The following is a 19,449-nucleotide window of genomic DNA, read 5'->3' as shown; positions in this document are numbered from 1 at the left end:
GTGTCCGGTTTTCAAAAAGCGCAGGAAGAGGCTCGGTTCAAACGCCCGCAGCGTGATATTGAACGCCTGCAGAAACAGAATAAGATGATGCCCAGGGAGCGGCTTGAGTTGCTTCTTGATCCGGGGACTCCCTTTCTGGAATTCTCCTCCCTGGCGGGCAATATGGCTTATGACGGCAGCGCACCTTCTGCCAGCTGTATCACCGGTATTGGTATTGTGGGTGGCCGGGAAGTGGTGATCAATGCCAGTGACAGCTCCGTTAAAGGTGGTGCATGGTACCCACTCTCGGTGAAAAAAATTATCCGTGCCCTGGATATTGCCATTGAGAATCATCTGCCGGTTATTCATATGTGTGACAGTGCTGGTGGGTTCTTGCCGCTGCAGTCCGAGCTGTTTGGTGACAAATACATGGCGGGCCGGATTTTCCGGAATCAGACGCAGCTTTCCAAGATGGGGTGCAAGCAGCTATCACTGGTATTTGGACATTGTACGGCAGGTGGAGCTTATATTCCGGCGTTTTCCGATTACTCGGTCATTGTTGAAGGGACCGGTGCGGTGTTTCTGGGTGGGCCTCCGCTGGTCAAGGCGGCAACGGGAGAAGAGGTGTCTGTTGATGAGCTGGGTGGTGCCCGGATGCATACATCGGTTTCAGGAACCTGTGATTACTTTGCCAGTAATGAAAAAGAGGCGATAGCTATTGGCAGGGAAATCGTTACGCAGTGGGATCAGAAACCGAAGTTTCCCGTTCAGCGTGAAACCCCGGAAGATCCCTGGTATGACCCTGAAGAACTTTATGGAATTATTCCGGACGATATCCGCAAACCATTTGATATGCGGGAAGTCATTGCCCGGCTAGTGGATGGCAGCCGTTTTTCTGAATATCAGCCCGATTATGGTGAGACCATGATATGTGGGTTTGCCAATATCTGGGGTTACAAGGTCGGGATTCTGGGCAATAACGGCGTACTGTTTAACGACAGCTCTCTGAAAGCCGCGCATTTTATGGAGCTGTGCAACCAGAATAAGACACCGCTTGTGTTTCTCCAGAATATTACTGGCTACATGGTCGGAAAAGATTATGAGCAGCGGGGAATTACCAAAGATGGCGCCAAGATGATTATGGTTCAGGCCTGTTCAGAAGTTCCCAAATTTACCATTATGACCAATGGGTCGTTTGGTGCAGGGAATTATGGCATGTGCGGCAGAGCTTTTGATGCCCGGACCCTGTTCAGCTGGCCAAACAGCCAGATCTCGGTGATGGGTTCTGACCAGGCCGCGAACACCCTGGTAACCATCAAGCTTGCTCAGTTAAAGCGTCAGGGAATTGAGCCGGATGAGAAAGAGCTGGCAGAGATACGGGCAGATGTTCTGGGTAATTTCGAAAACCAGACCAGTGCTTATTATACGTCTTCCGAAATCTGGGATGATGGGATTATTGATCCGGTAGACACTCGCAATGCCCTTGGTATTTCAATCAGTGCTTCTCTGAATGCTCCCATAGGTGATGCCCGTTACGGCGTTTTGCGTCTCTGATTTTTTGAAACAGCGATTTGAACCACTGAGTGCACAAAGTTCACAGAGAAAGAATAAGCTTTTTTGTGCTCTTGGTTATTTCTGTGGTGAACCAATAAAAATAAGAAAAGGATATCAACCATGACTGCCAGTCAATTTATGCTTACGGCTGAACAGCAAAGCTTGTTAGACCATGCCGACCGTTTTGGCCGTGAACAGCTCTTACCTCATGCTGCCAGGATGGATAATGAAGAGTGGTGGCCGCAGGATGTCTTCAGGCAGTTCGGTGAATTGGGCTTTCTGGGGGTAACGATTCCCGAGCAGTATGGTGGTGCCGGCATGTCGATGCTGGAGGCAGGGCTGATTTTGCAGGGATTTTCGCGCTGGAATCATGCCCTGGCATTAAGCTGGGTCGCTCACGATAATCTGTGTGCCAATAATATATACAACAATGGCAGTGAATATCTGCGGGAAAAATACCTGCCTAAGCTCTGTTCCGGAGAGTGGATTGGCTGTCTTGGGTTGACTGAGCCGGGAGCCGGCTCCGATGCACTGGGCTCCATGAGAACGAAAGCCGTGCGTGATGGCGATGAATATGTTCTTAATGGCTCAAAAATTTATATTACCAATGGGCCGGTCGCTGACGTCTGCCTGGTGTACGCCAAAACCGAACCCGGTAAAGGCTCAAAAGGCATTACTGCTTTTGTGGTTGAAACCCACTGGCCCGGCTTTAAAGTGGCCCAGAAGCTGGACAAAATGGGTTTTCGGGGCAGTCAGACAGCTGAGCTGGTATTTGAAGATCTTCGTGTTCCGGTTGCAAATATCGTCGGTAAAGAGCACCAGGGACATCAGGTGGTCATGAGTGGGCTGGATTTTGAACGCTCCATGATTGCCCCGATTAATACCGGTATTGCTGAGCGGGCACTGGACCTGTCAATTGATTATGCCGGTACACGTCAGCAGTTTGGTAAACCCATTGCCAGCTTTCAGATGGTTCAGGCGCGGATCGCCGATATGTATGTCTGGGTGGAAACCATGAAAACTTTCTGCTGGAAGGTGCTGGCCGAAGTATCCGAAGTCGATGAAACTCAGGCTGGTCGGGGCGAGATTCATGCCCGTACAGCCGCTTCCGTGATGTACTGTGCCGATATGTGTAATAAGGTATTGGATAATGCCGTACAGGTGCACGGTGGAACCGGTTATATCTGGGAGTCGGAAATCAATCGCCTGTTCCGCTCAACCAAGTTGCTTGAAATTGGTGCCGGTACTACTGAAGTGCGCAAAATGATCATTGCTGGTGAACTGTTGAAGTAGGGATTATGGCCTTAGATAAGGATACTTTCGGGCTGCCTGATCGGCAGCTGGCAGAACTGGATACGGTGTTTTCCAGGGACAGTTTCTCCGGTAAAAGGGTATTAATCAGTGGCGGCGGCAGTGGTATTGGCAAAGCTGCCGCCTGGCTGCTGGCTCGCCTGGGCGCAAAAGTTCTGATTTGTGGGCGCAACCTTGAAAAGCTTCAGGCTACTATTGAACCGATGAAGGAGATGGGACTTGATGTCCGCTGCAAATCACTGGATATCCGGGACCCTGACCGTGTTCAGGTTTTCTTTGATGAAGTCATGAATGAGCAGGGCGGCCTTGATGTATTAATTAATAATGCCGGTGGTCAGTTTCCCCAGCCTGCGATTGATTTCTCGCCTAATGGCTGGCGCGCTGTGATTGATAATAATCTTAATGGTACCTGGTTTATGATGCAGGCCGCTGCTCAGCGCTGGCGAGATGCGAAAAAGCCCGGGAATATTATCAATATTGTGACGGTGATAGATCGTGGAATGCCGGATATTGCCCATACCTGTGCTGCGAGAGCTGGTGTGATTTATGCGTCAAAAACAGTGGCGGTGGAGTGGGCACAATACGGTATTCGGGTCAACTGCATTGCTCCTGGCATTATTGCCAGTGAAGGAATGAAAGTTTATCCACAGGAAGCCGTAAACGAATTCCCCCGCTCTAATCCAATGCAGCGCTTTGGTTCCGCCTGGGATATTGCACAGGCCTGTGCCTATCTTGGAAGTGACGCTTCACAGTTTATGACGGGGGAAGTGATGACATTAGATGGGGGTGGTCGTTTATGGGGAGAGCTGTGGCCTTACAGTAAACCAGAGTATTTCAGTTAATATGGAACGGGAAGTGGTGAATGGTTATTTTCTGAGATCGCTGCTTCTTCTTGCTGAAAACAGTATGAAAAACAAACGTATCCACTTAATTATTTGCTTTCTTGCTAATAGCCGATCTGGGTCTATTTTTACTCTGTATCTTTAACAGAAGAATACTAAATGGATTCAACGCTGAATTAATCCTTTCGCTTGATACTGAAAGCTGCTCAGAACGTTAGCGTTGTTTTCATTATTTGCAAAGATTCAGCTGTTGGCTGGAAGAGCGAGAAAAGCAATGCAGGAATACATCAAGAAAGAAGAGTTTGAAGCTTTTCAATCTCATGTGCTTAGCCAGTTTCGTGATATTGTCGAGTTGTTCTGCAAACAGCAGGCGCATATGGAACGACACCTTGAGTGTACCGAAAGAACCCAGAAGCATCTTGACACCTTTGTTGCCCGAATGGATCACCTTTGCCAGTTTATTCAAAGTGTATCCGATTCGGTAGAAGGCAAATCACAAGAGCATAAGCACAGCAGTACTTCTTGTCACTAAGTTATCTTTCAGTCCAGATTTGGTAACTATTGACCTTTTTAAAGGAGCCTGTTCAGTTTCTTGATGAGTTCGCTGACCTCACCTTTGACCGATTTATCAGGCAGATTTTGATTGTTGTTTGAGATACCGCCAAAAATAAGCCGTGTGATTTGTTGTGACGTTTGATGAATATCCAATGTGGCGGTTTCTGTATCTTTTGAGTCCTGGTACATGCTCCAGAGATAGTGCTCAAGAGTGCCAAACAGTGTGTTACGAACCAGTGTGACACTGACGTCTGGTCTGAGTTCTCCTGATGCAATGCCATCCTGAGTAATTTGAGTAACGACTTCGGTATAGCGCCGATTCAGTAACCTCACCTGTTGCGAGAGCTCGTGATCAATCCCCCGTGATTCATTCAATATGACGCCACAGAGCGCGCGGTTCTGGGTCATGATGTTGAGATGGTTCCATATGACAAAGTAAAAGCGCTCCCGGGTACCATTAACGCCCTGAATGCCTTCTTCTATCTGCCGTGTTATTTGATGGTAAAACTGTTCCATCACTTTCAGAACCAACACTCTTTTGGAGGGAAAGTAACTGAAGACGGTTCCTTCAACAATGCCCACCCTGCTGGCGATTTCGGCAACCGTTGCTTTTTCGTAGCCTCTGGCCTCAAAGACTTCCCGGGCCGCATTAAGAATATCCCGTACCCTGGTTTCCCTGGACTGGCGGACTGCTTTTTTTCTGGCGGTTTTGACTGGTGCTGGCATGGTGCTCGAATGTGCTCAACTTTTTATACAAGAGTAATAAAAAAGTGTCTTTAGATAACAGAAAAACTGTCATTTTTTGATCTAAGTCAGTTCATAAAACACACAATTGTATAAGAATCGCGCACCCAAATTCATAGAACCTTCTTTTCACAACATCATGAGCAGTTAGTACCGCTAAGAGTACAAAAACTGACTTGGCAACGTTTATATTACAGGGTTACTTGAGGTTAACTGGTGCAAAAAGCATTCTCCCTTCTACAGAAAATCGGGCGCTCGCTGATGCTGCCCGTGGCAATTCTGCCCGCTGCCGGCATCCTGCTGGGAGTAGGTAGCGCAAACTTTTCAATCATTCCTGAACTGCTGAATCATATCATGGCTCAGGCGGGTGGTGCTGTTTTTGGTAACCTGCCTCTGTTGTTTGCGATCGGTGTTGTACTCAGCCTGACCGATAACGATGGCGTTTCTTCTCTGGCGGCGATTGTAGGCTATGTGGTTCTGCTCGCTACCATGGGGGTTATGGCCAACACGCTGGGAATCGAAACCAAAACCATCATGGGTATCGCTTCTATTGATACTGGTGTATTTGGTGGCATTCTGGTGGGTATTCTCGCATCGGTGATGTTCAATCGCTTCTATAAAATCCAGCTGCCTGAGTACCTGGGCTTTTTTGCGGGCAAGCGCTTTGTGCCAATCATCACGGCTTTTGCCGCCATCGTCATGGGTGTGGCCCTCAGTTTTATCTGGCCACCAATTGGTAATGCCATTGATGCGTTTGGTAACTATGCCGTAGAAGGTAACCCAACGACCATGGGCTTTGTCTACGGCTTTGTTGAGCGACTGCTGATTCCTTTTGGTCTGCATCATATCTGGAACGTTCCTTTCCAGTCTCAGATGGGTGAGTTCGTGACGGCCTCTGGCGTTGTGGTGAATGGTGATATTCCGCGTTTCTTTGCGGGTGACCCAACTGCAGGCTTCCTGGCGGGTGGCTTCCTGTTCAAAATGTTTGGTCTGCCAGCGGCGGCGATTGCCATGTGGCGCAGTGCGAAAACCGAAAACCAGAAAGTGGTGGGCGGTATTATGATGTCGGCGGCGCTGACCTCTTTCCTGACCGGGATTACCGAACCCATCGAGTTCTCCTTCCTGTTTGTTGCGCCAATCCTGTACGGAATTCACGCACTGCTGGCAGGCATCGCATTCGTGATCACCAACTTCTTTGAAATCAAGATGGGTGGTTCGTTCTCCCACGGTCTGATCGACTATGCGTTGTCCTTCAGCATCGGTACCAAGCCAGCAATGATTCTGGTGTGGGGGCTGGCTTACGCGGCGCTGTATTACACCGTGTTCACCTTTGCGATCAAGATGTTCAACCTGCGTACACCGGGCCGTGAGCAGGAAACGGAAGCTGCGAATACCGCAGAAGTTGGCAGTGAACTGGCCAGAAAACTGTTCGTTGCTTTTGGTGGACAGAGCAATATCAAGAGCATTGATGCCTGTATCACTCGCCTGCGTGTAACCGTCGACAAGCCTGAGAATGTGGACGTTGAAGCCATCAAGGCTCTGGGTGCAACAGCTGTGTTGGTGGTAGGTCAGAATATGCAGGCCATCTTTGGTCCACGCTCTGACCAGATTAAAACAGAGATGAATGAACTGATGAAAAGTGGTCAGGCTCCAGAAGTCGGTGAAATGGCGCTGGCCTGATATTGAATAACTGCTCGGCTTAAGAGCAGCAAATGATTGTCTTTGCAGCCGTGTCTACGTTTATCGTGGGCACGGTTTTTTTAATTTATAAGGAGAAGGATAAATTAGTGGAATCAGGTGTCCAATTATTGAAATAGTCGCTGCTTAATCAGAAAGAGGCGTGATTAGAATGGAGGGTAGAGTAAATAATGGACAACCTGTTGCGCAATCAGGTCTGCAAGCTATTCCTCTGGTTGAGGCTGATAGTACATGCGGCTCGGGTTTTTGCCGCTCTATTCAGAGAGCCTTGTGCTCATGCTTTGTTCGTGGGGCTGATGATGCTGCAGAGCAGGTAGTGGTAGGTTTCAGGCCAGCTCGTGAAAGAGAAGTGCATCCAAATAATGAAGCACTGCAAATAAATGTGTTACAAGAAAGGGGAGCTGAGATTAATCTTGTCGTGGATGAATACCTTTCTTCATCGGGAAGCTCTCAAGATATCGGGCGAGAGGACATTTTTTATATAGCGATATGCTGGTTATCAAATAAGCCCCCTGGTACTGAAATTACAGCAAAACGTATTTTTGAGACTGAGGTTGTGGAGTCTGATGCAGAAAGAGATGCTAGATGTCGCATTGAAAAATGCGAAGAAAAAATTAAAACATTATCCTATGAGATATTTCCTGAATATAAGCCAAGAACATCAGAAGAGTTAAAATCGGCAGAGGAGTGCTGTTTGTCCGATAAACCTTCTGATCAGATGATTCGTTATCAGAAAATTTATTTTTGTGATTATGATTTTTTTATAGCCAGTTGTAGGAATACTCAGTGGCTTGATCCTTTCTCTATGGAGGGAGAGGTTGATTTTGGGGAAATTGAGCAGGTAATACCAGCCAGATCTCTTTCAGGAGAAGTTAACTTGGGATATGAGGCTGAAGGCTCAGAGGTAATGGATTCCAGACTGTAATACAGCAAAGCTCAGCACTTTGTTTCGCTAGTTTTAAGCTCAGTATAATGTCCGCCATATAGATCGGCTCGTTTAAGAATACCTGCCTTTCAATGCTACTGAGGATAATTGTAAGACAATGCGGGTTTCAGTTGTTGAGATCATATTTCATGGTTCTGGTAGACTGCTGAATTTTTACGCTGTGCGTCAGGTTCAGCAGGCACCAGTTAATCGGGTTTACAGGACATCCGGAACCACAGGTGTTGTTCTTTCCAGAATGCTGTTCACTCGTGATTTGAATGCCTCTTCCGATTTTTCACTCATTGGTGTAATCCAGAGGGTGCTCTCTCTGAATGATTGAAACAATAGTGCTCTATTTTCACAGCTACTATGGGAACACCACTCATAATAGTTAACTGTCATGCCCGCTTCTGTTATTTCCAGCTCTACCAAAAGCATCGTTTTGCAAATTGAAGTTTCTATAGATTCAGGCAACATGCTGAATCTTGAAGATAGTTTACAGCGTGCACTCAATGAAGCCGGGCAGCTTGGAACAAAAGAGTTATTGGGGCTATTTGAATCACCCAATAAAGAACCTATCGTCGTTAATCAGCAGAAGTGGAACTACAAAGGAAAGGTTCTTAAGCACTATGAAACCTTATACGGTCGTATACCTTTGGAGCGCTCCGTATATCAGGGTGTCAGAGGTGGCAGTACTCTGGCAGCACTTGATCTTCGTGCCGGTATTATTGGTTCAGCTACCCCCAAATTTGCCAAGTCTATCGCCTGGAAATACAGCCAGATGCCAGCGCCTGCGGTAAAAGAAGATTTTGAGACCAACCATCAAAGGACGCTTTCAAATTCTTATATCAAGCATTTATCGGACAGAGTAGGTGCATTAATTGAAGACCAGCAAGACACTCACTACCACCTTCCTCCACTAAAAGAGCCTGTTGAAACAATAGCCATTGGTCTGGATGGAACCTGCATGCTGCTTTGTGAAGAAGGCTGGAGGGAAGCCATGTGTGGGACATTGAGCCTATATTCTGCAGATGGAGACAGGCTCCACACGATATATACAGCCAGTTCGCCAGAGTATGGTAAACAAAGCTTTATGAGCAAGCTCGACGAGGAGATTGCAGATCTAAAACGACTCTACCCAAATGCCACATACATCGGGGTAGCTGACGGGGCTAGAGAAAACTGGAGTTATTTGAAACAACATACCTCTGGGCAGATACTCGATTTTTATCATGCATCTGAATATTTAGCTGGAGCAGCGGAAGCACTGTTTCCAACCAGTAAGGCGAAGCGACACCAGTGGCTTGAAGACAGGCTACATAGTTTGAAAAACAAGCGTGGAGCAGCCAAAAAAATCCTTCAGGAAATTGAATCAGCCGAGCTCCCGAAAAAGACAATCGCACTGACAGAGAAGCGCTACAAAGCTGTGAGCTATTTTACAAACAATCACCAGTTAATGAATTATCATCAGGCGCTTAAACGCCATTGGCCAATAGGTTCAGGAGTTACTGAAGCGGCTTGTAAGACTCTGGTAAAGCAACGATTATGTGGTTCTGGAATGAGGTGGAAAGCAACAGGAGCGGAAGTGCTTTTGACAACAAGAGCACTGATCCAGAGTAAGGGGCGCTGGGAACAACTTTGGTCTGAGTTCATGACTGGAAAGGTTGAAGCTAACCTATGAGTCAGTTATCAAATTGAGAGAGCACCCAATCCAGAATGTGTCTTTGCGCAGTTCCTGCAGTGCAAAGGACGCCACTTCCTCGGGCTCTGTGGTTTTCAGTTCCCGCTGATACTGAGCCATAATGGCTTTCATATCGTCCAGTGATGAAATACCTGAACCTGGCTTTTCAGGGTTTGCAGGCAGGTCGGAAGGACGATTCCGTTCTGAATTAAAAATACCACTGTTAACCACATGAGGTCCGGGAAAAAGGGCATTCACTTTCACTGGGGACTGACTCATCTGAAGCTGGTAATGCAGGTTCTCAGTAATGGCCTGAACAGCGGCTTTAGTGGCTGTATAGATGGGGGTGTTTGGCATCATCAGAAACGCACCGTTACCTGATCCTGTGACGACAAAATGCGCTTCTTCATTCTGCTCAACCAATCTGGGGATAAAGGCATTGATGGTGTGGATCAGGCCCCAGGTATTCACCCGAAAACCCCACTCCCAGTCATTCAGATCATACTCCCACATCATGCCGCCTTCACCGGTGCCCACTCCGGCATTGGCAAATACCAGATGTATTGCTCCAAACTGCTCTTTAATGGATGCTGCCAGCGCTTTCATCGAGTCACCATTGGTCACATCGGCGATTTGCCCAGCACATTGCAGACCTTCAGCCTTGATGTCGGCAATGGTTTGCTCCAGTGCGGACACTTCGATATCAGAAATAACCACCCTGGCACCTTCACGGGCAAGTTCAAATGCCAATGCTCTGCCAACACCGCTGGCTCCACCGGTGATAACGGCTACTTTATCCTGGAAGTTTTTCATTATTATTATGCTCCACTTTTTTTCGGAATAGGTGTACTGGAATTTCTGTCAGGCAGAAAATGACACTTGATTAAAAAAATACACGGTCGTATAAGTTTGTACAACGGTAATCGTTAGATAAGACTTATGATCTTGTAAATTTACCCAAAGGATTTGGAGTTGCTATACGGCGGCAAGCGAGCGAAGACAACAAAGTAGCAACTTCAAAGGCGACGGATATGACGGCTTAACACCTCCATAACTAATAATAAAAAAAGAGGCACCATCATTATGGCGACCATCGAGCATGATCAGGACGAAGCTCAATACTCTATAAAAAAAGAAGCTTTACCTCCGATTGAAACGGTTTATAACCCTCACTCCCTTGAATATTGTGAAGACCCGGTGCCTCAATGGCGCGAGCTGGTAAAACGGGGTCCTTTGGTCTGGTATCCGCTCTGGCAGGCCTGGATTATGACCGGCATTAAAGACATCATGGACTGCTGGCGTACAGAATACCTTTCATCTGACTTTTATGACTGGGAGTATGCGCCACCCCGTCCTCCAGAAAGTGAGTGGACAAACTTCGAGCGTGCATTGATTGGTCATAGCCTGGTGGCCGATAAAGATCATCACCGGCTGGTTCGTAAAGTGTCGTCTCCAGCATTTTCCAGAAATGTTGTGGAGGCGATCAGCATGCGGATTGAGCCGGATATCAAAGCGCTGTTTGATGAGCTGGGAACGCCGGACAGCTTTGACTATATCGAAAAGGTTGCCGCTCATATCCCCTTTATCTCCATTACCCGAATTGTCGGGATACCGGAAAAGTACTGGGATGATTTTAAACCGGTAGTGACCAGTTTTACCGAAGCCTGGAATCCGACCATATCGGAAGAGCGCCGGCAGAAAGCGCGGGAAGACAGTAACCGGGCCATTGATATTATCCAGGAGGTGATTGCCGAGCGTCGTTTGATGCCCCGGCAGGATGACTTTCTCAGTGCACTTATCCAGGTGGAAAAAGAAAACGAGCAGTTTCGTGAATGGGACATCATTACGATGGTGTTGGCCCTTATTGGAGCGGGTGCAGATACCACGCTGATAGCCCAGCAGTGGAGTGTTTATTCCCTGCTGAAAAACCGCGACCAGATCGCTGAGGCACTGGAAAGCCCGGAAGCGTTTGGCAAGGCATTTACGGAAATGATGCGCTGGTCAGCCAATTCCAAAATGGGTTTTGCCCGTTATGCGCCTGAGGATATGGAACTTCTTGGACAAAAGGTTCGTAAGGGGCAGATGGTGTTATTGATGCCCCATCTAAAGGACTATGATCCGCAATATTATACAGAGCCTGAAAAATTCAATATGAACCGGAGCCACGATAAGGACGTGCTTTTTGGTTATGGGCCGCGCTTCTGTATTGGTGCTGCACTGGCAAAACGACAGTTGTTTCTTTCATTAAGTGAACTGTTCGCCCGTTTTCCGGATGCCGAACTGGCTTATGAACCTGAGAGGGATGAGACAGATCATAACTCGATTGCTTTTAAACAGCTGGTTATCAAAACGAATATTCAGAGGTCGATTTATTGAACGGACTGGCGATCCAGTTGCCGATATTGCATGGCTTCTCCAAGGTGTGGGCTTAGCACCTCAGGGCTGCCTGCAAGGTCGGCAATGGTTCTGGCAACTCGCAAAATCCGATGCAGCCCGCGGGTTGAGACTTGCAGGTGCTCAGATGCTCTGGCGATCAGCCCTTTTTCCTTTTCACCCAGTGCGCAGACTTCAAACAGCTCTCTGGATGACAGCTGGCAATTGATTTTCCCCTGTCTTGCCAACTGTCTTTTTCGGGCTTTGATCACAAGGTCTCTCAGCTTTGCTGAATCGGTTTCTGGTGAGTCGTTGTTCTGAATAGCTGGTTCCATAATGGTTTGAATTGTCTGGGATGGCACCTCAATCTGAAGGTCAATACGATCCAGCAGTGGCCCGGATAGTTTGTTTCGGTAGCGTCTGACCTGATCAGGAGTACATCGACAGGTTCGCTGACTGTCTCCCAGGTAACCGCAGGGGCATGGGTTCATTGCGCCTACCAGCTGGAATCGGGCAGGAAAACACTCCTGACCTTTGGCCCGGGTGATGACCACCTCACCATTTTCCAGAGGCTCTCTGAGCATTTCCAGAGCCGTGCGGGCAAATTCAGGCATTTCATCCAGAAATAACACGCCATGGTGCGCAAAAGAGATTTCGCCTGGTTGGGGTATGCTGCCACCGCCCACCAGAGAAACGGATGAAGATGAGTGATGAGGTGTGCGAAAAGGGCGCTGCCAGACGGTGTCCATGGCGCTGGATGTCAGTGAGTGTATAGCGGCAATATCAAGTGCTTCGGATTCTGTCAGTGGTGGAAGCAGCCCGGGAAGGCGGCTGGCCAGCATGGTTTTTCCGGTACCGGGTGGACCAAAAAGCAGCAGGTGGTGAGAGCCAGAAGCTGCAATCAACAACGCTCGCTTTGCTTGCTCCTGCCCTCGAACCTCCGACAGATCTGGGTAATGTGTTTTACAACCGTTTTGATCTGGTTTTGCGGGCTCAATATGGATTTTCTCTCGTAGGTACGCGCAAACTTCGGTGAGACTTCGGGTTCCAATAATCGTGACACTGCTGACCATGGCGGCAACAGACGCATTCTGTTCAGGTAGGACCAATGCCCGGTTAGTTTCTTTGCAGGCTAATGACGCAGGAAGAACCGCTCGGACGGGACGAAGGTGGCCGGAAAGCGCCAGTTCCCCAAGGAACTCTTTATTCTCCAGAACCTCACCTGGCAGCTGTCCTGACGCTACAAGAATGCCCAGCGCAATGGGCAGATCAAAGCGACCGCCTTCTTTCGGAAGGTCTGCTGGCGCCAGGTTGACGGTAATTCGGCCATCAGGGAAGTCATAGCCACTGTTGATCAAGGCACTTCGCACACGATCCTTGCTTTCCCTTACAGCGGCTTCAGGTAAGCCAACAATATGCAGTGCTGGAAGACCTTGAGAAAGGTGTACTTCCACAGAAACCGCGGGGGCACGGATGCCCTGATTTGCCCGAGTGTAGACTTGCGCCAGTGTTGAAGGCATTTTTATTATTGACCGATTAAACAACTTTAAACGGTCAAAGATAGCAGTTAATGAGAGAATTGCTGTGTAAGTTCGCACACCCATGAGTTAATGGGGGAAAGGTGAAGTGTGAGTTATCATTGTATCAACCCAAAAAATGCTCTTAAACGATAGAGAATGTAAGAGCATCTTTTAGTTCTCCTTTGAAAAGAGTTCTGTTTTTTGAATTATTAAAAACTCAACTCTTGAAGATTAGGAAAGCCCATTTTATTTAAGCTATTGTTTATCCAACCAGCCATAATATTGATATTTCTCTTGGATAGCCGTGTTCCTTCAAAGTCTGCTGAAAAGAATTCTTTTGTTTGTGAAATTGTTTTTGTTTTAGTTAGAGCTAGCTGCATTCTCTGTAGCCATTCATAGAGCTCTGGGAATAAAAGCCGAATGCTTTGGAGCGTTGAAAAAGTGTTGTTTTCAGCGATTCTTTCAAGGTCACTGGCCCTTTCCCACCATACTTTTCCACACCATTTTTCTTTTTCCCATGAAGTATCTCCAACTTTAATTCTAGTGAGTTCATTGGCGTTTTCTATCTTTTCAAGTTTTACCAAGCAGGGTTTTACAGTGGGCTCTAGCTTATGATGTTGAAGTCCTTCGTATGACTTTCTTCCAGTTTTTGATGTCTTGTCAGGATTTTTTCTCATTGATCTAATGTTTTCTTCTATAGTATTTGCAGTCCACTCTGATGATCCAGTAGATGTGGGTATTTTATGTCTGTTAAGAAGTGATGCTCGGTGTCGGCAGAATTCTGGTTTCGTTTGTATTGAGTGCTTCCAGCAAGTTCTAAGGTATGTCACAGCTAGCCCCGCATTTGTCTGGCATCGTCTTAGAAGTTCACGGTTTGCACCTAATGCTCTTGGTCCTTTGGTGGCAAGCTCCTTAAGAAGTCTTTCATCACTTATTGTAGCCTTGAAAAATTTATCAACAGATGGTTGTTCTCCAGGCTTAAAAATCTGGCGCAAATGCTTAAGTGTAAAAGGTGATTGGCCTCTATAATTTATTCCAGCAGCATTAAGCTGCTTTAGTAGAGTTGATGAGAATTGTATTGTTTTTGATTTCTCTGCAATAAATGCTTTAAGTAGATTTAGATTGCCCCCTTTTCTTATCCTTCTGTTTATTTCAACATTCACAGATGTTGCTAACTTCTTTTTTTTCTTCATTGCAAACATGAGTTCTTGGTCAGTGTACCCGGTATACCCTAGATATTTTTTCTGATCCTGTTTGGTGAAGTTTTGTTTGATAAACTGTATCAATGATTTTTTACTAGGCTCGATATAGACACCGTTCACCATAAGGTGAATTTTAGATTTCTTCAGATCGATCAGTAGAGATGCTAAGTCCGACTTTTTGGAAAGTCGCCTGGTAATTATGCAAATTTGTGCTTCAACACTTCCTTTTTTTGCTGCTTCGTATATTTTACGGGATGCACCTCGTAGAAGTGTAGTATTTTCCTTTTCCGTCAGGTAGCAGTCTACAGTATTTTTTGTGACCATTCGTTGCGTAAGTCGAGCAACTCCTCCCAAACGCTCTATTTCTTCAGCTGTCCATGACTTTTCATAGTTTCTTAGTGGATTTGGAACATAGCGTTGAAGGTTCTCAGTAAATACAAGGATATTATCATTTTTTAATAGAGCAATCTTTAATCGTTTCTTTAATAATCTTATCCAGCGAGAATTTTCTTTATGCTGACTTATTTTTTCGCCAAGCCATTCAAGTGATACTGATTGAACATCATCTTCTGGAGTAATAAAGTTACTTTCAAAGCAAAATCGGTAAAAGTCATAAAACCCCCACTTGCAGTGAGAGCCATCTTTTTTGTATCCCTTATGAGGAACAGGGATTGTGTGTCTCGCAAATATTGTTCGAGTATTATTTAATGCTTCAAATACATCCTTACAGCTGTTTAATCGAAATTTAAGGTAGGCTTTCAAAGCAATAATGTTGCTTTCAGCCTGCTCTATCACTTTACCTCTTGTACATTGGTTTCTTCTTATTAAGGGAAGGAATTTGCTTTCACGTGGAGTGTATTTCAGGTCTGCTTTTTTTCGAGTAGTCTCGATTTCTAATCGCCTTTGCAGTATTGCACTAAGATCATCAGTCCTTTTCACTGAAAACTGACCTGAAAAGGCTGACTTCATATGAGACTCAATTGCAGTGTAGTCAGCTTGAGTGTGGTTACCATTTATATGACTTGGTCGATAGCTGACACTGGATGAACCATTTCCGGAGGTCTTACTGCGTTTAGCTTCTGGTCTATAGCACCAAAATAGTTCTTTACCTGGTTGTATTGGCTTTAAAGCTTCCAGCTCAAACTCAATTGGGACTTCATGATTCGATAAACCTTTTAGTACAAGGTCTTGCGTACAGTGAAGGCCTTTTTTTACCGAAACATTAACTTGGCAGTTAGGTTGGATGGAATCATTCATGAACATAACTGGACCATCAGGCATAACACCAAGCTCCATTTCATGCTCATTATCTTGTCTGATTTTAAAAGAGCTCCATAGGATATGTGAGTCATTACTGATAGGTAGGGTGCTCTCTCAATTTGATAACTGACTCATAGGTTAGCTTCAACCTTTCCAGTCATGAACTCAGACCAAAGTTGTTCCCAGCGCCCCTTACTCTGGATCAGTGCTCTTGTTGTCAAAAGCACTTCCGCTCCTGTTGCTTTCCACCTCATTCCAGAACCACATAATCGTTGCTTTACCAGAGTCTTACAAGCCGCTTCAGTAACTCCTGAACCTATTGGCCAATGGCGTTTAAGCGCCTGATGATAATTCATTAACTGGTGATTGTTTGTAAAATAGCTCACAGCTTTGTAGCGCTTCTCTGTCAGTGCGATTGTCTTTTTCGGGAGCTCGGCTGATTCAATTTCCTGAAGGATTTTTTTGGCTGCTCCACGCTTGTTTTTCAAACTATGTAGCCTGTCTTCAAGCCACTGGTGTCGCTTCGCCTTACTGGTTGGAAACAGTGCTTCCGCTGCTCCAGCTAAATATTCAGATGCATGATAAAAATCGAGTATCTGCCCAGAGGTATGTTGTTTCAAATAACTCCAGTTTTCTCTAGCCCCGTCAGCTACCCCGATGTATGTGGCATTTGGGTAGAGTCGTTTTAGATCTGCAATCTCCTCGTCGAGCTTGCTCATAAAGCTTTGTTTACCATACTCTGGCGAACTGGCTGTATATATCGTGTGGAGCCTGTCTCCATCTGCAGAATATAGGCTCAATGTCCCACACATGGCTTCCCTCCAGCCTTCTTCACAAAGCAGCATGCAGGTTCCATCCAGACCAATGGCTATTGTTTCAACAGGCTCTTTTAGTGGAGGAAGGTGGTAGTGAGTGTCTTGCTGGTCTTCAATTAATGCACCTACTCTGTCCGATAAATGCTTGATATAAGAATTTGAAAGCGTCCTTTGATGGTTGGTCTCAAAATCTTCTTTTACCGCAGGCGCTGGCATCTGGCTGTATTTCCAGGCGATAGACTTGGCAAATTTGGGGGTAGCTGAACCAATAATACCGGCACGAAGATCAAGTGCTGCCAGAGTACTGCCACCTCTGACACCCTGATATACGGAGCGCTCCAAAGGTATACGACCGTATAAGGTTTCATAGTGCTTAAGAACCTTTCCTTTGTAGTTCCACTTCTGCTGATTAACGACGATAGGTTCTTTATTGGGTGATTCAAATAGCCCCAATAACTCTTTTGTTCCAAGCTGCCCGGCTTCATTGAGTGCACGCTGTAAACTATCTTCAAGATTCAGCATGTTGCCTGAATCTATAGAAACTTCAATTTGCAAAACGATGCTTTTGGTAGAGCTGGAAATAACAGAAGCGGGCATGACAGTTAACTATTATGAGTGGTGTTCCCATAGTAGCTGTGAAAATAGAGCACTATTGTTTCAATCATTCAGAGAGAGCACCCGATAGGTACACAGATATCCTCTAGAGAAAGCCACTCTATGTAACGTCCAGATGAAACTTCTTTGTGGCGAAGAGCCATTATTCCCGTAATTTTATGGAGAAATACTTCTCCTTTTTTCACTGAAGGTGTATCAGGTGTAGAATGTACACTGGATACTTTGGTAAAAAGGCCTAAACCTGCGCCTTTGGAGCACCTGACGCTGCTCGGGCGGACTTCGAGTCTATTTAAATCTGTTAATTCCCTTTTAAGGGATGCATTATTGGCGCAGGAAACCACTTTTTTTCCATGGGAGAGTTGTGTTTGGCTTACTGACTTTATTGGTTGTGGTCGTGTTATTGAATGATGTTTGTACGCTGCTATAACACTGGTATCCATTTATTTATTAAAAGGGTGCTCTCTCAATTTGATAACTGACTCATAGGTTAGCTTCAACCTTTCCAGTCATGAACTCAGACCAAAGTTGTTCCCAGCGCCCCTTACTCTGGATCAGTGCTCTTGTTGTCAAAAGCACTTCCGCTCCTGTTGCTTTCCACCTCATTCCAGAACCACATAATCGTTGCTTTACCAGAGTCTTACAAGCCGCTTCAGTAACTCCTGAACCTATTGGCCAATGGCGTTTAAGCGCCTGATGATAATTCATTAACTGGTGATTGTTTGTAAAATAGCTCACAGCTTTGTAGCGCTTCTCTGTCAGTGCGATTGTCTTTTTCGGGAGCTCGGCTGATTCAATTTCCTGAAGGATTTTTTTGGCTGCTCCACGCTTGTTTTTCAAACTATGTAGCCTGTCTTCAAGCCACTGGTGTCGCTTCGCCTTACTGGTTGGAAACAGTGCTTCCGCTGCTCCAGCTAAATATTCAGATGCATGATAAAAATCGAGTATCTGCCCAGAGGTATGTTGTTTCAAATAACTCCAGTTTTCTCTAGCCCCGTCAGCTACCCCGATGTATGTGGCATTTGGGTAGAGTCGTTTTAGATCTGCAATCTCCTCGTCGAGCTTGCTCATAAAGCTTTGTTTACCATACTCTGGCGAACTGGCTGTATATATCGTGTGGAGCCTGTCTCCATCTGCAGAATATAGGCTCAATGTCCCACACATGGCTTCCCTCCAGCCTTCTTCACAAAGCAGCATGCAGGTTCCATCCAGACCAATGGCTATTGTTTCAACAGGCTCTTTTAGTGGAGGAAGGTGGTAGTGAGTGTCTTGCTGGTCTTCAATTAATGCACCTACTCTGTCCGATAAATGCTTGATATAAGAATTTGAAAGCGTCCTTTGATGGTTGGTCTCAAAATCTTCTTTTACCGCAGGCGCTGGCATCTGGCTGTATTTCCAGGCGATAGACTTGGCAAATTTGGGGGTAGCTGAACCAATAATACCGGCACGAAGATCAAGTGCTGCCAGAGTACTGCCACCTCTGACACCCTGATATACGGAGCGCTCCAAAGGTATACGACCGTATAAGGTTTCATAGTGCTTAAGAACCTTTCCTTTGTAGTTCCACTTCTGCTGATTAACGACGATAGGTTCTTTATTGGGTGATTCAAATAGCCCCAATAACTCTTTTGTTCCAAGCTGCCCGGCTTCATTGAGTGCACGCTGTAAACTATCTTCAAGATTCAGCATGTTGCCTGAATCTATAGAAACTTCAATTTGCAAAACGATGCTTTTGGTAGAGCTGGAAATAACAGAAGCGGGCATGACAGTTAACTATTATGAGTGGTGTTCCCATAGTAGCTGTGAAAATAGAGCACTATTGTTTCAATCATTCAGAGAGAGCACCCTATTAAAACCCTGGCTCATCAATTCGGCTAACAGCTAGTCTGGTAACCCAGATGCTGTTCTAGCAACATTGAGATAATTTTGATTATTGACTAATTAAACAATTTTAAGCGATCAAAGATAGCAGCTTATGGGAGGTTTGCAGTGTAAGATGCGCCTGCTAAGATCTGCCGACGCAATGGGAAGCATAAGTTATCAACTATCAGAATTTTCCTGATCTTCTTTGCGGTTGTCTTCCAGCACTTTTTGTTCTGATGTAAGTGCTTCCACTTCTTTTTCCAGCGCTTCAAGGCGCTCACGGGTGTGCCTCAGAACAGCAACCTGGGTATCAAACTCGTCACGGGTGATCAGCTCCAGCTTTGACAGCGCACTGCCGACCAAGGCCTTGATATTTTTTTCGATATCTTCCCGGGTCTGGCTTTTGTCACTGTTAAAGAGTTCACCGGCTTTGGCGGCAATATTATTAATTAAGGCGGCTTTATCGATCATGGTTATCGCTGGGCTGGTGGTTAGAAAGAGGAAGGATACCTCAA

17 protein-coding genes are annotated in these 19,449 nt (G+C 46.0%); 8 read left to right on the top strand and 9 right to left on the bottom strand.

What is annotated here, in order from left to right; all coding sequences use genetic code 11:
* The 4 genes from ACOCLE_RS24345 to ACOCLE_RS24330 all read left to right on the top strand — a co-directional run bounded on the left by ACOCLE_RS24345 (position 1) and on the right by ACOCLE_RS24330 (position 4,218).
* Positions 1-1,533, top strand: coding sequence for an acyl-CoA carboxylase subunit beta (locus ACOCLE_RS24345; protein WP_419534610.1), 1,533 nt, complete (start codon positions 1-3; stop codon positions 1,531-1,533).
* 120 nt (positions 1,534-1,653) lie between these two features.
* Positions 1,654-2,826 (top strand): acyl-CoA dehydrogenase family protein, encoded by a 1,173-nt coding sequence (locus ACOCLE_RS24340; RefSeq protein WP_419534609.1) that lies wholly within the window; start codon positions 1,654-1,656, stop codon positions 2,824-2,826.
* A 5-nt stretch (positions 2,827-2,831) separates the two neighbouring features.
* Positions 2,832-3,686 (top strand): SDR family oxidoreductase, encoded by an 855-nt coding sequence (locus tag ACOCLE_RS24335; RefSeq protein ID WP_419534608.1) that lies wholly within the window; start codon positions 2,832-2,834, stop codon positions 3,684-3,686.
* Positions 3,687-3,936: 250 nt separating this feature from the next.
* Positions 3,937-4,218 carry a hypothetical protein gene (locus tag ACOCLE_RS24330; protein ID WP_419534607.1) on the top strand — a complete coding sequence of 94 codons (282 nt, stop codon included), beginning with the start codon at positions 3,937-3,939 and terminating at the stop codon, positions 4,216-4,218.
* 38 nt (positions 4,219-4,256) lie between these two features.
* On the opposite strand, the gene ACOCLE_RS24325 is transcribed toward ACOCLE_RS24330, so the two are convergent.
* Positions 4,257-4,967, bottom strand: coding sequence for a TetR/AcrR family transcriptional regulator (locus ACOCLE_RS24325; protein WP_419534606.1), 711 nt, complete (start codon positions 4,965-4,967; stop codon positions 4,257-4,259).
* 234 nt (positions 4,968-5,201) lie between these two features.
* On the opposite strand from ACOCLE_RS24325, the gene ptsG reads away from it, so the two are divergent.
* The gene (gene ptsG / locus ACOCLE_RS24320) at positions 5,202-6,665 is read left to right on the top strand and encodes a PTS glucose transporter subunit IIBC (protein WP_419534605.1); all 1,464 of its coding nucleotides are present in this window, start codon (positions 5,202-5,204) and stop codon (positions 6,663-6,665) included.
* A 160-nt stretch (positions 6,666-6,825) separates the two neighbouring features.
* A complete protein-coding gene (locus ACOCLE_RS24315; protein WP_419534604.1) occupies positions 6,826-7,608 on the top strand; it encodes a hypothetical protein in 783 nt (260 codons plus the stop codon).
* A 216-nt stretch (positions 7,609-7,824) separates the two neighbouring features.
* Here ACOCLE_RS24315 and ACOCLE_RS24310 read toward each other — a convergent pair whose 3' ends face one another.
* Positions 7,825-8,010, bottom strand: coding sequence for a hypothetical protein (locus tag ACOCLE_RS24310; RefSeq protein WP_419534603.1), 186 nt, complete (start codon positions 8,008-8,010; stop codon positions 7,825-7,827).
* Between ACOCLE_RS24310 and ACOCLE_RS24305 the strand changes: the two genes are divergently transcribed.
* Positions 8,009-9,289: an ISKra4 family transposase gene (locus tag ACOCLE_RS24305; RefSeq protein WP_419532972.1), complete on the top strand. Its 1,281-nt coding sequence runs from the start codon at positions 8,009-8,011 to the stop codon at positions 9,287-9,289. The two genes, ACOCLE_RS24310 and ACOCLE_RS24305, sit on opposite strands and share 2 nt — an antisense overlap.
* Here ACOCLE_RS24305 and ACOCLE_RS24300 read toward each other — a convergent pair.
* Positions 9,284-10,102: an SDR family NAD(P)-dependent oxidoreductase gene (locus tag ACOCLE_RS24300; RefSeq protein WP_419534602.1), complete on the bottom strand. Its 819-nt coding sequence runs from the start codon at positions 10,100-10,102 to the stop codon at positions 9,284-9,286. The two genes, ACOCLE_RS24305 and ACOCLE_RS24300, sit on opposite strands and share 6 nt — an antisense overlap.
* A 270-nt stretch (positions 10,103-10,372) precedes the next feature.
* On the opposite strand from ACOCLE_RS24300, the gene ACOCLE_RS24295 reads away from it, so the two are divergent.
* Positions 10,373-11,665: a cytochrome P450 gene (locus ACOCLE_RS24295; protein WP_419534601.1), complete on the top strand. Its 1,293-nt coding sequence runs from the start codon at positions 10,373-10,375 to the stop codon at positions 11,663-11,665.
* Here the strand turns inward: ACOCLE_RS24295 and ACOCLE_RS24290 are convergent.
* From ACOCLE_RS24290 to ACOCLE_RS24265, 6 genes are all read right to left on the bottom strand, one after another.
* Positions 11,659-13,182, bottom strand: coding sequence for a YifB family Mg chelatase-like AAA ATPase (locus tag ACOCLE_RS24290; protein ID WP_419534600.1), 1,524 nt, complete (start codon positions 13,180-13,182; stop codon positions 11,659-11,661). The genes ACOCLE_RS24295 and ACOCLE_RS24290 overlap by 7 nt on opposite strands.
* A gap of 209 nt (positions 13,183-13,391) precedes the next feature.
* A complete protein-coding gene (locus ACOCLE_RS24285; RefSeq protein ID WP_419534599.1) occupies positions 13,392-15,680 on the bottom strand; it encodes a hypothetical protein in 2,289 nt (762 codons plus the stop codon).
* 95 nt (positions 15,681-15,775) lie between these two features.
* Positions 15,776-17,056: an ISKra4 family transposase gene (locus ACOCLE_RS24280; RefSeq protein ID WP_419532972.1), complete on the bottom strand. Its 1,281-nt coding sequence runs from the start codon at positions 17,054-17,056 to the stop codon at positions 15,776-15,778.
* A gap of 68 nt (positions 17,057-17,124) precedes the next feature.
* Complete coding sequence (locus tag ACOCLE_RS24275) at positions 17,125-17,514, bottom strand: hypothetical protein (RefSeq protein ID WP_419534598.1); 390 nt, start codon at positions 17,512-17,514, stop codon at positions 17,125-17,127.
* 40 nt (positions 17,515-17,554) lie between these two features.
* On the bottom strand, positions 17,555-18,835 hold the full coding sequence (locus ACOCLE_RS24270) for an ISKra4 family transposase (protein WP_419532972.1): 1,281 nt from the start codon (positions 18,833-18,835) through the stop codon (positions 17,555-17,557).
* Between the two features lie 276 nt (positions 18,836-19,111).
* A complete protein-coding gene (locus ACOCLE_RS24265; RefSeq protein WP_419534597.1) occupies positions 19,112-19,405 on the bottom strand; it encodes an accessory factor UbiK family protein in 294 nt (97 codons plus the stop codon).
* Positions 19,406-19,449: the final 44 nt, after the last annotated feature.

Source organism: Endozoicomonas sp. (genome assembly GCF_965196975.1).
In the GTDB taxonomy this organism is placed as follows: Bacteria; Pseudomonadota; Gammaproteobacteria; order Pseudomonadales; family Endozoicomonadaceae; genus Endozoicomonas.
Note: the sequence above shows the minus strand (reverse complement) of the source record. Positions and strands in the feature narration are given on the sequence as shown.

What these genes read in the sequence shown, in the direction of transcription:
- ACOCLE_RS24340 (WP_419534609.1), top strand. Translation starts at nt 1,654, where the DNA reads ATGACTGCCAGTCAATTTATGCTTACGGCTGAACAGCAAAGCTTGTTA.
- ACOCLE_RS24335 (WP_419534608.1), top strand. Translation starts at nt 2,832, where the DNA reads ATGGCCTTAGATAAGGATACTTTCGGGCTGCCTGATCGGCAGCTGGCA.
- ACOCLE_RS24325 (WP_419534606.1), bottom strand. Translation starts at nt 4,967, where the DNA reads ATGCCAGCACCAGTCAAAACCGCCAGAAAAAAAGCAGTCCGCCAGTCC.
- ACOCLE_RS24305 (WP_419532972.1), top strand. Translation starts at nt 8,009, where the DNA reads ATGCCCGCTTCTGTTATTTCCAGCTCTACCAAAAGCATCGTTTTGCAA.
- ACOCLE_RS24310 (WP_419534603.1), bottom strand. Translation starts at nt 8,010, where the DNA reads ATGACAGTTAACTATTATGAGTGGTGTTCCCATAGTAGCTGTGAAAAT.
- ACOCLE_RS24300 (WP_419534602.1), bottom strand. Translation starts at nt 10,102, where the DNA reads ATGAAAAACTTCCAGGATAAAGTAGCCGTTATCACCGGTGGAGCCAGC.
- ACOCLE_RS24295 (WP_419534601.1), top strand. Translation starts at nt 10,373, where the DNA reads ATGGCGACCATCGAGCATGATCAGGACGAAGCTCAATACTCTATAAAA.
- ACOCLE_RS24290 (WP_419534600.1), bottom strand. Translation starts at nt 13,182, where the DNA reads ATGCCTTCAACACTGGCGCAAGTCTACACTCGGGCAAATCAGGGCATC.
- ACOCLE_RS24285 (WP_419534599.1), bottom strand. Translation starts at nt 15,680, where the DNA reads ATGGAGCTTGGTGTTATGCCTGATGGTCCAGTTATGTTCATGAATGAT.
- ACOCLE_RS24280 (WP_419532972.1), bottom strand. Translation starts at nt 17,056, where the DNA reads ATGCCCGCTTCTGTTATTTCCAGCTCTACCAAAAGCATCGTTTTGCAA.
- ACOCLE_RS24275 (WP_419534598.1), bottom strand. Translation starts at nt 17,514, where the DNA reads ATGGATACCAGTGTTATAGCAGCGTACAAACATCATTCAATAACACGA.
- ACOCLE_RS24270 (WP_419532972.1), bottom strand. Translation starts at nt 18,835, where the DNA reads ATGCCCGCTTCTGTTATTTCCAGCTCTACCAAAAGCATCGTTTTGCAA.
- ACOCLE_RS24265 (WP_419534597.1), bottom strand. Translation starts at nt 19,405, where the DNA reads ATGATCGATAAAGCCGCCTTAATTAATAATATTGCCGCCAAAGCCGGT.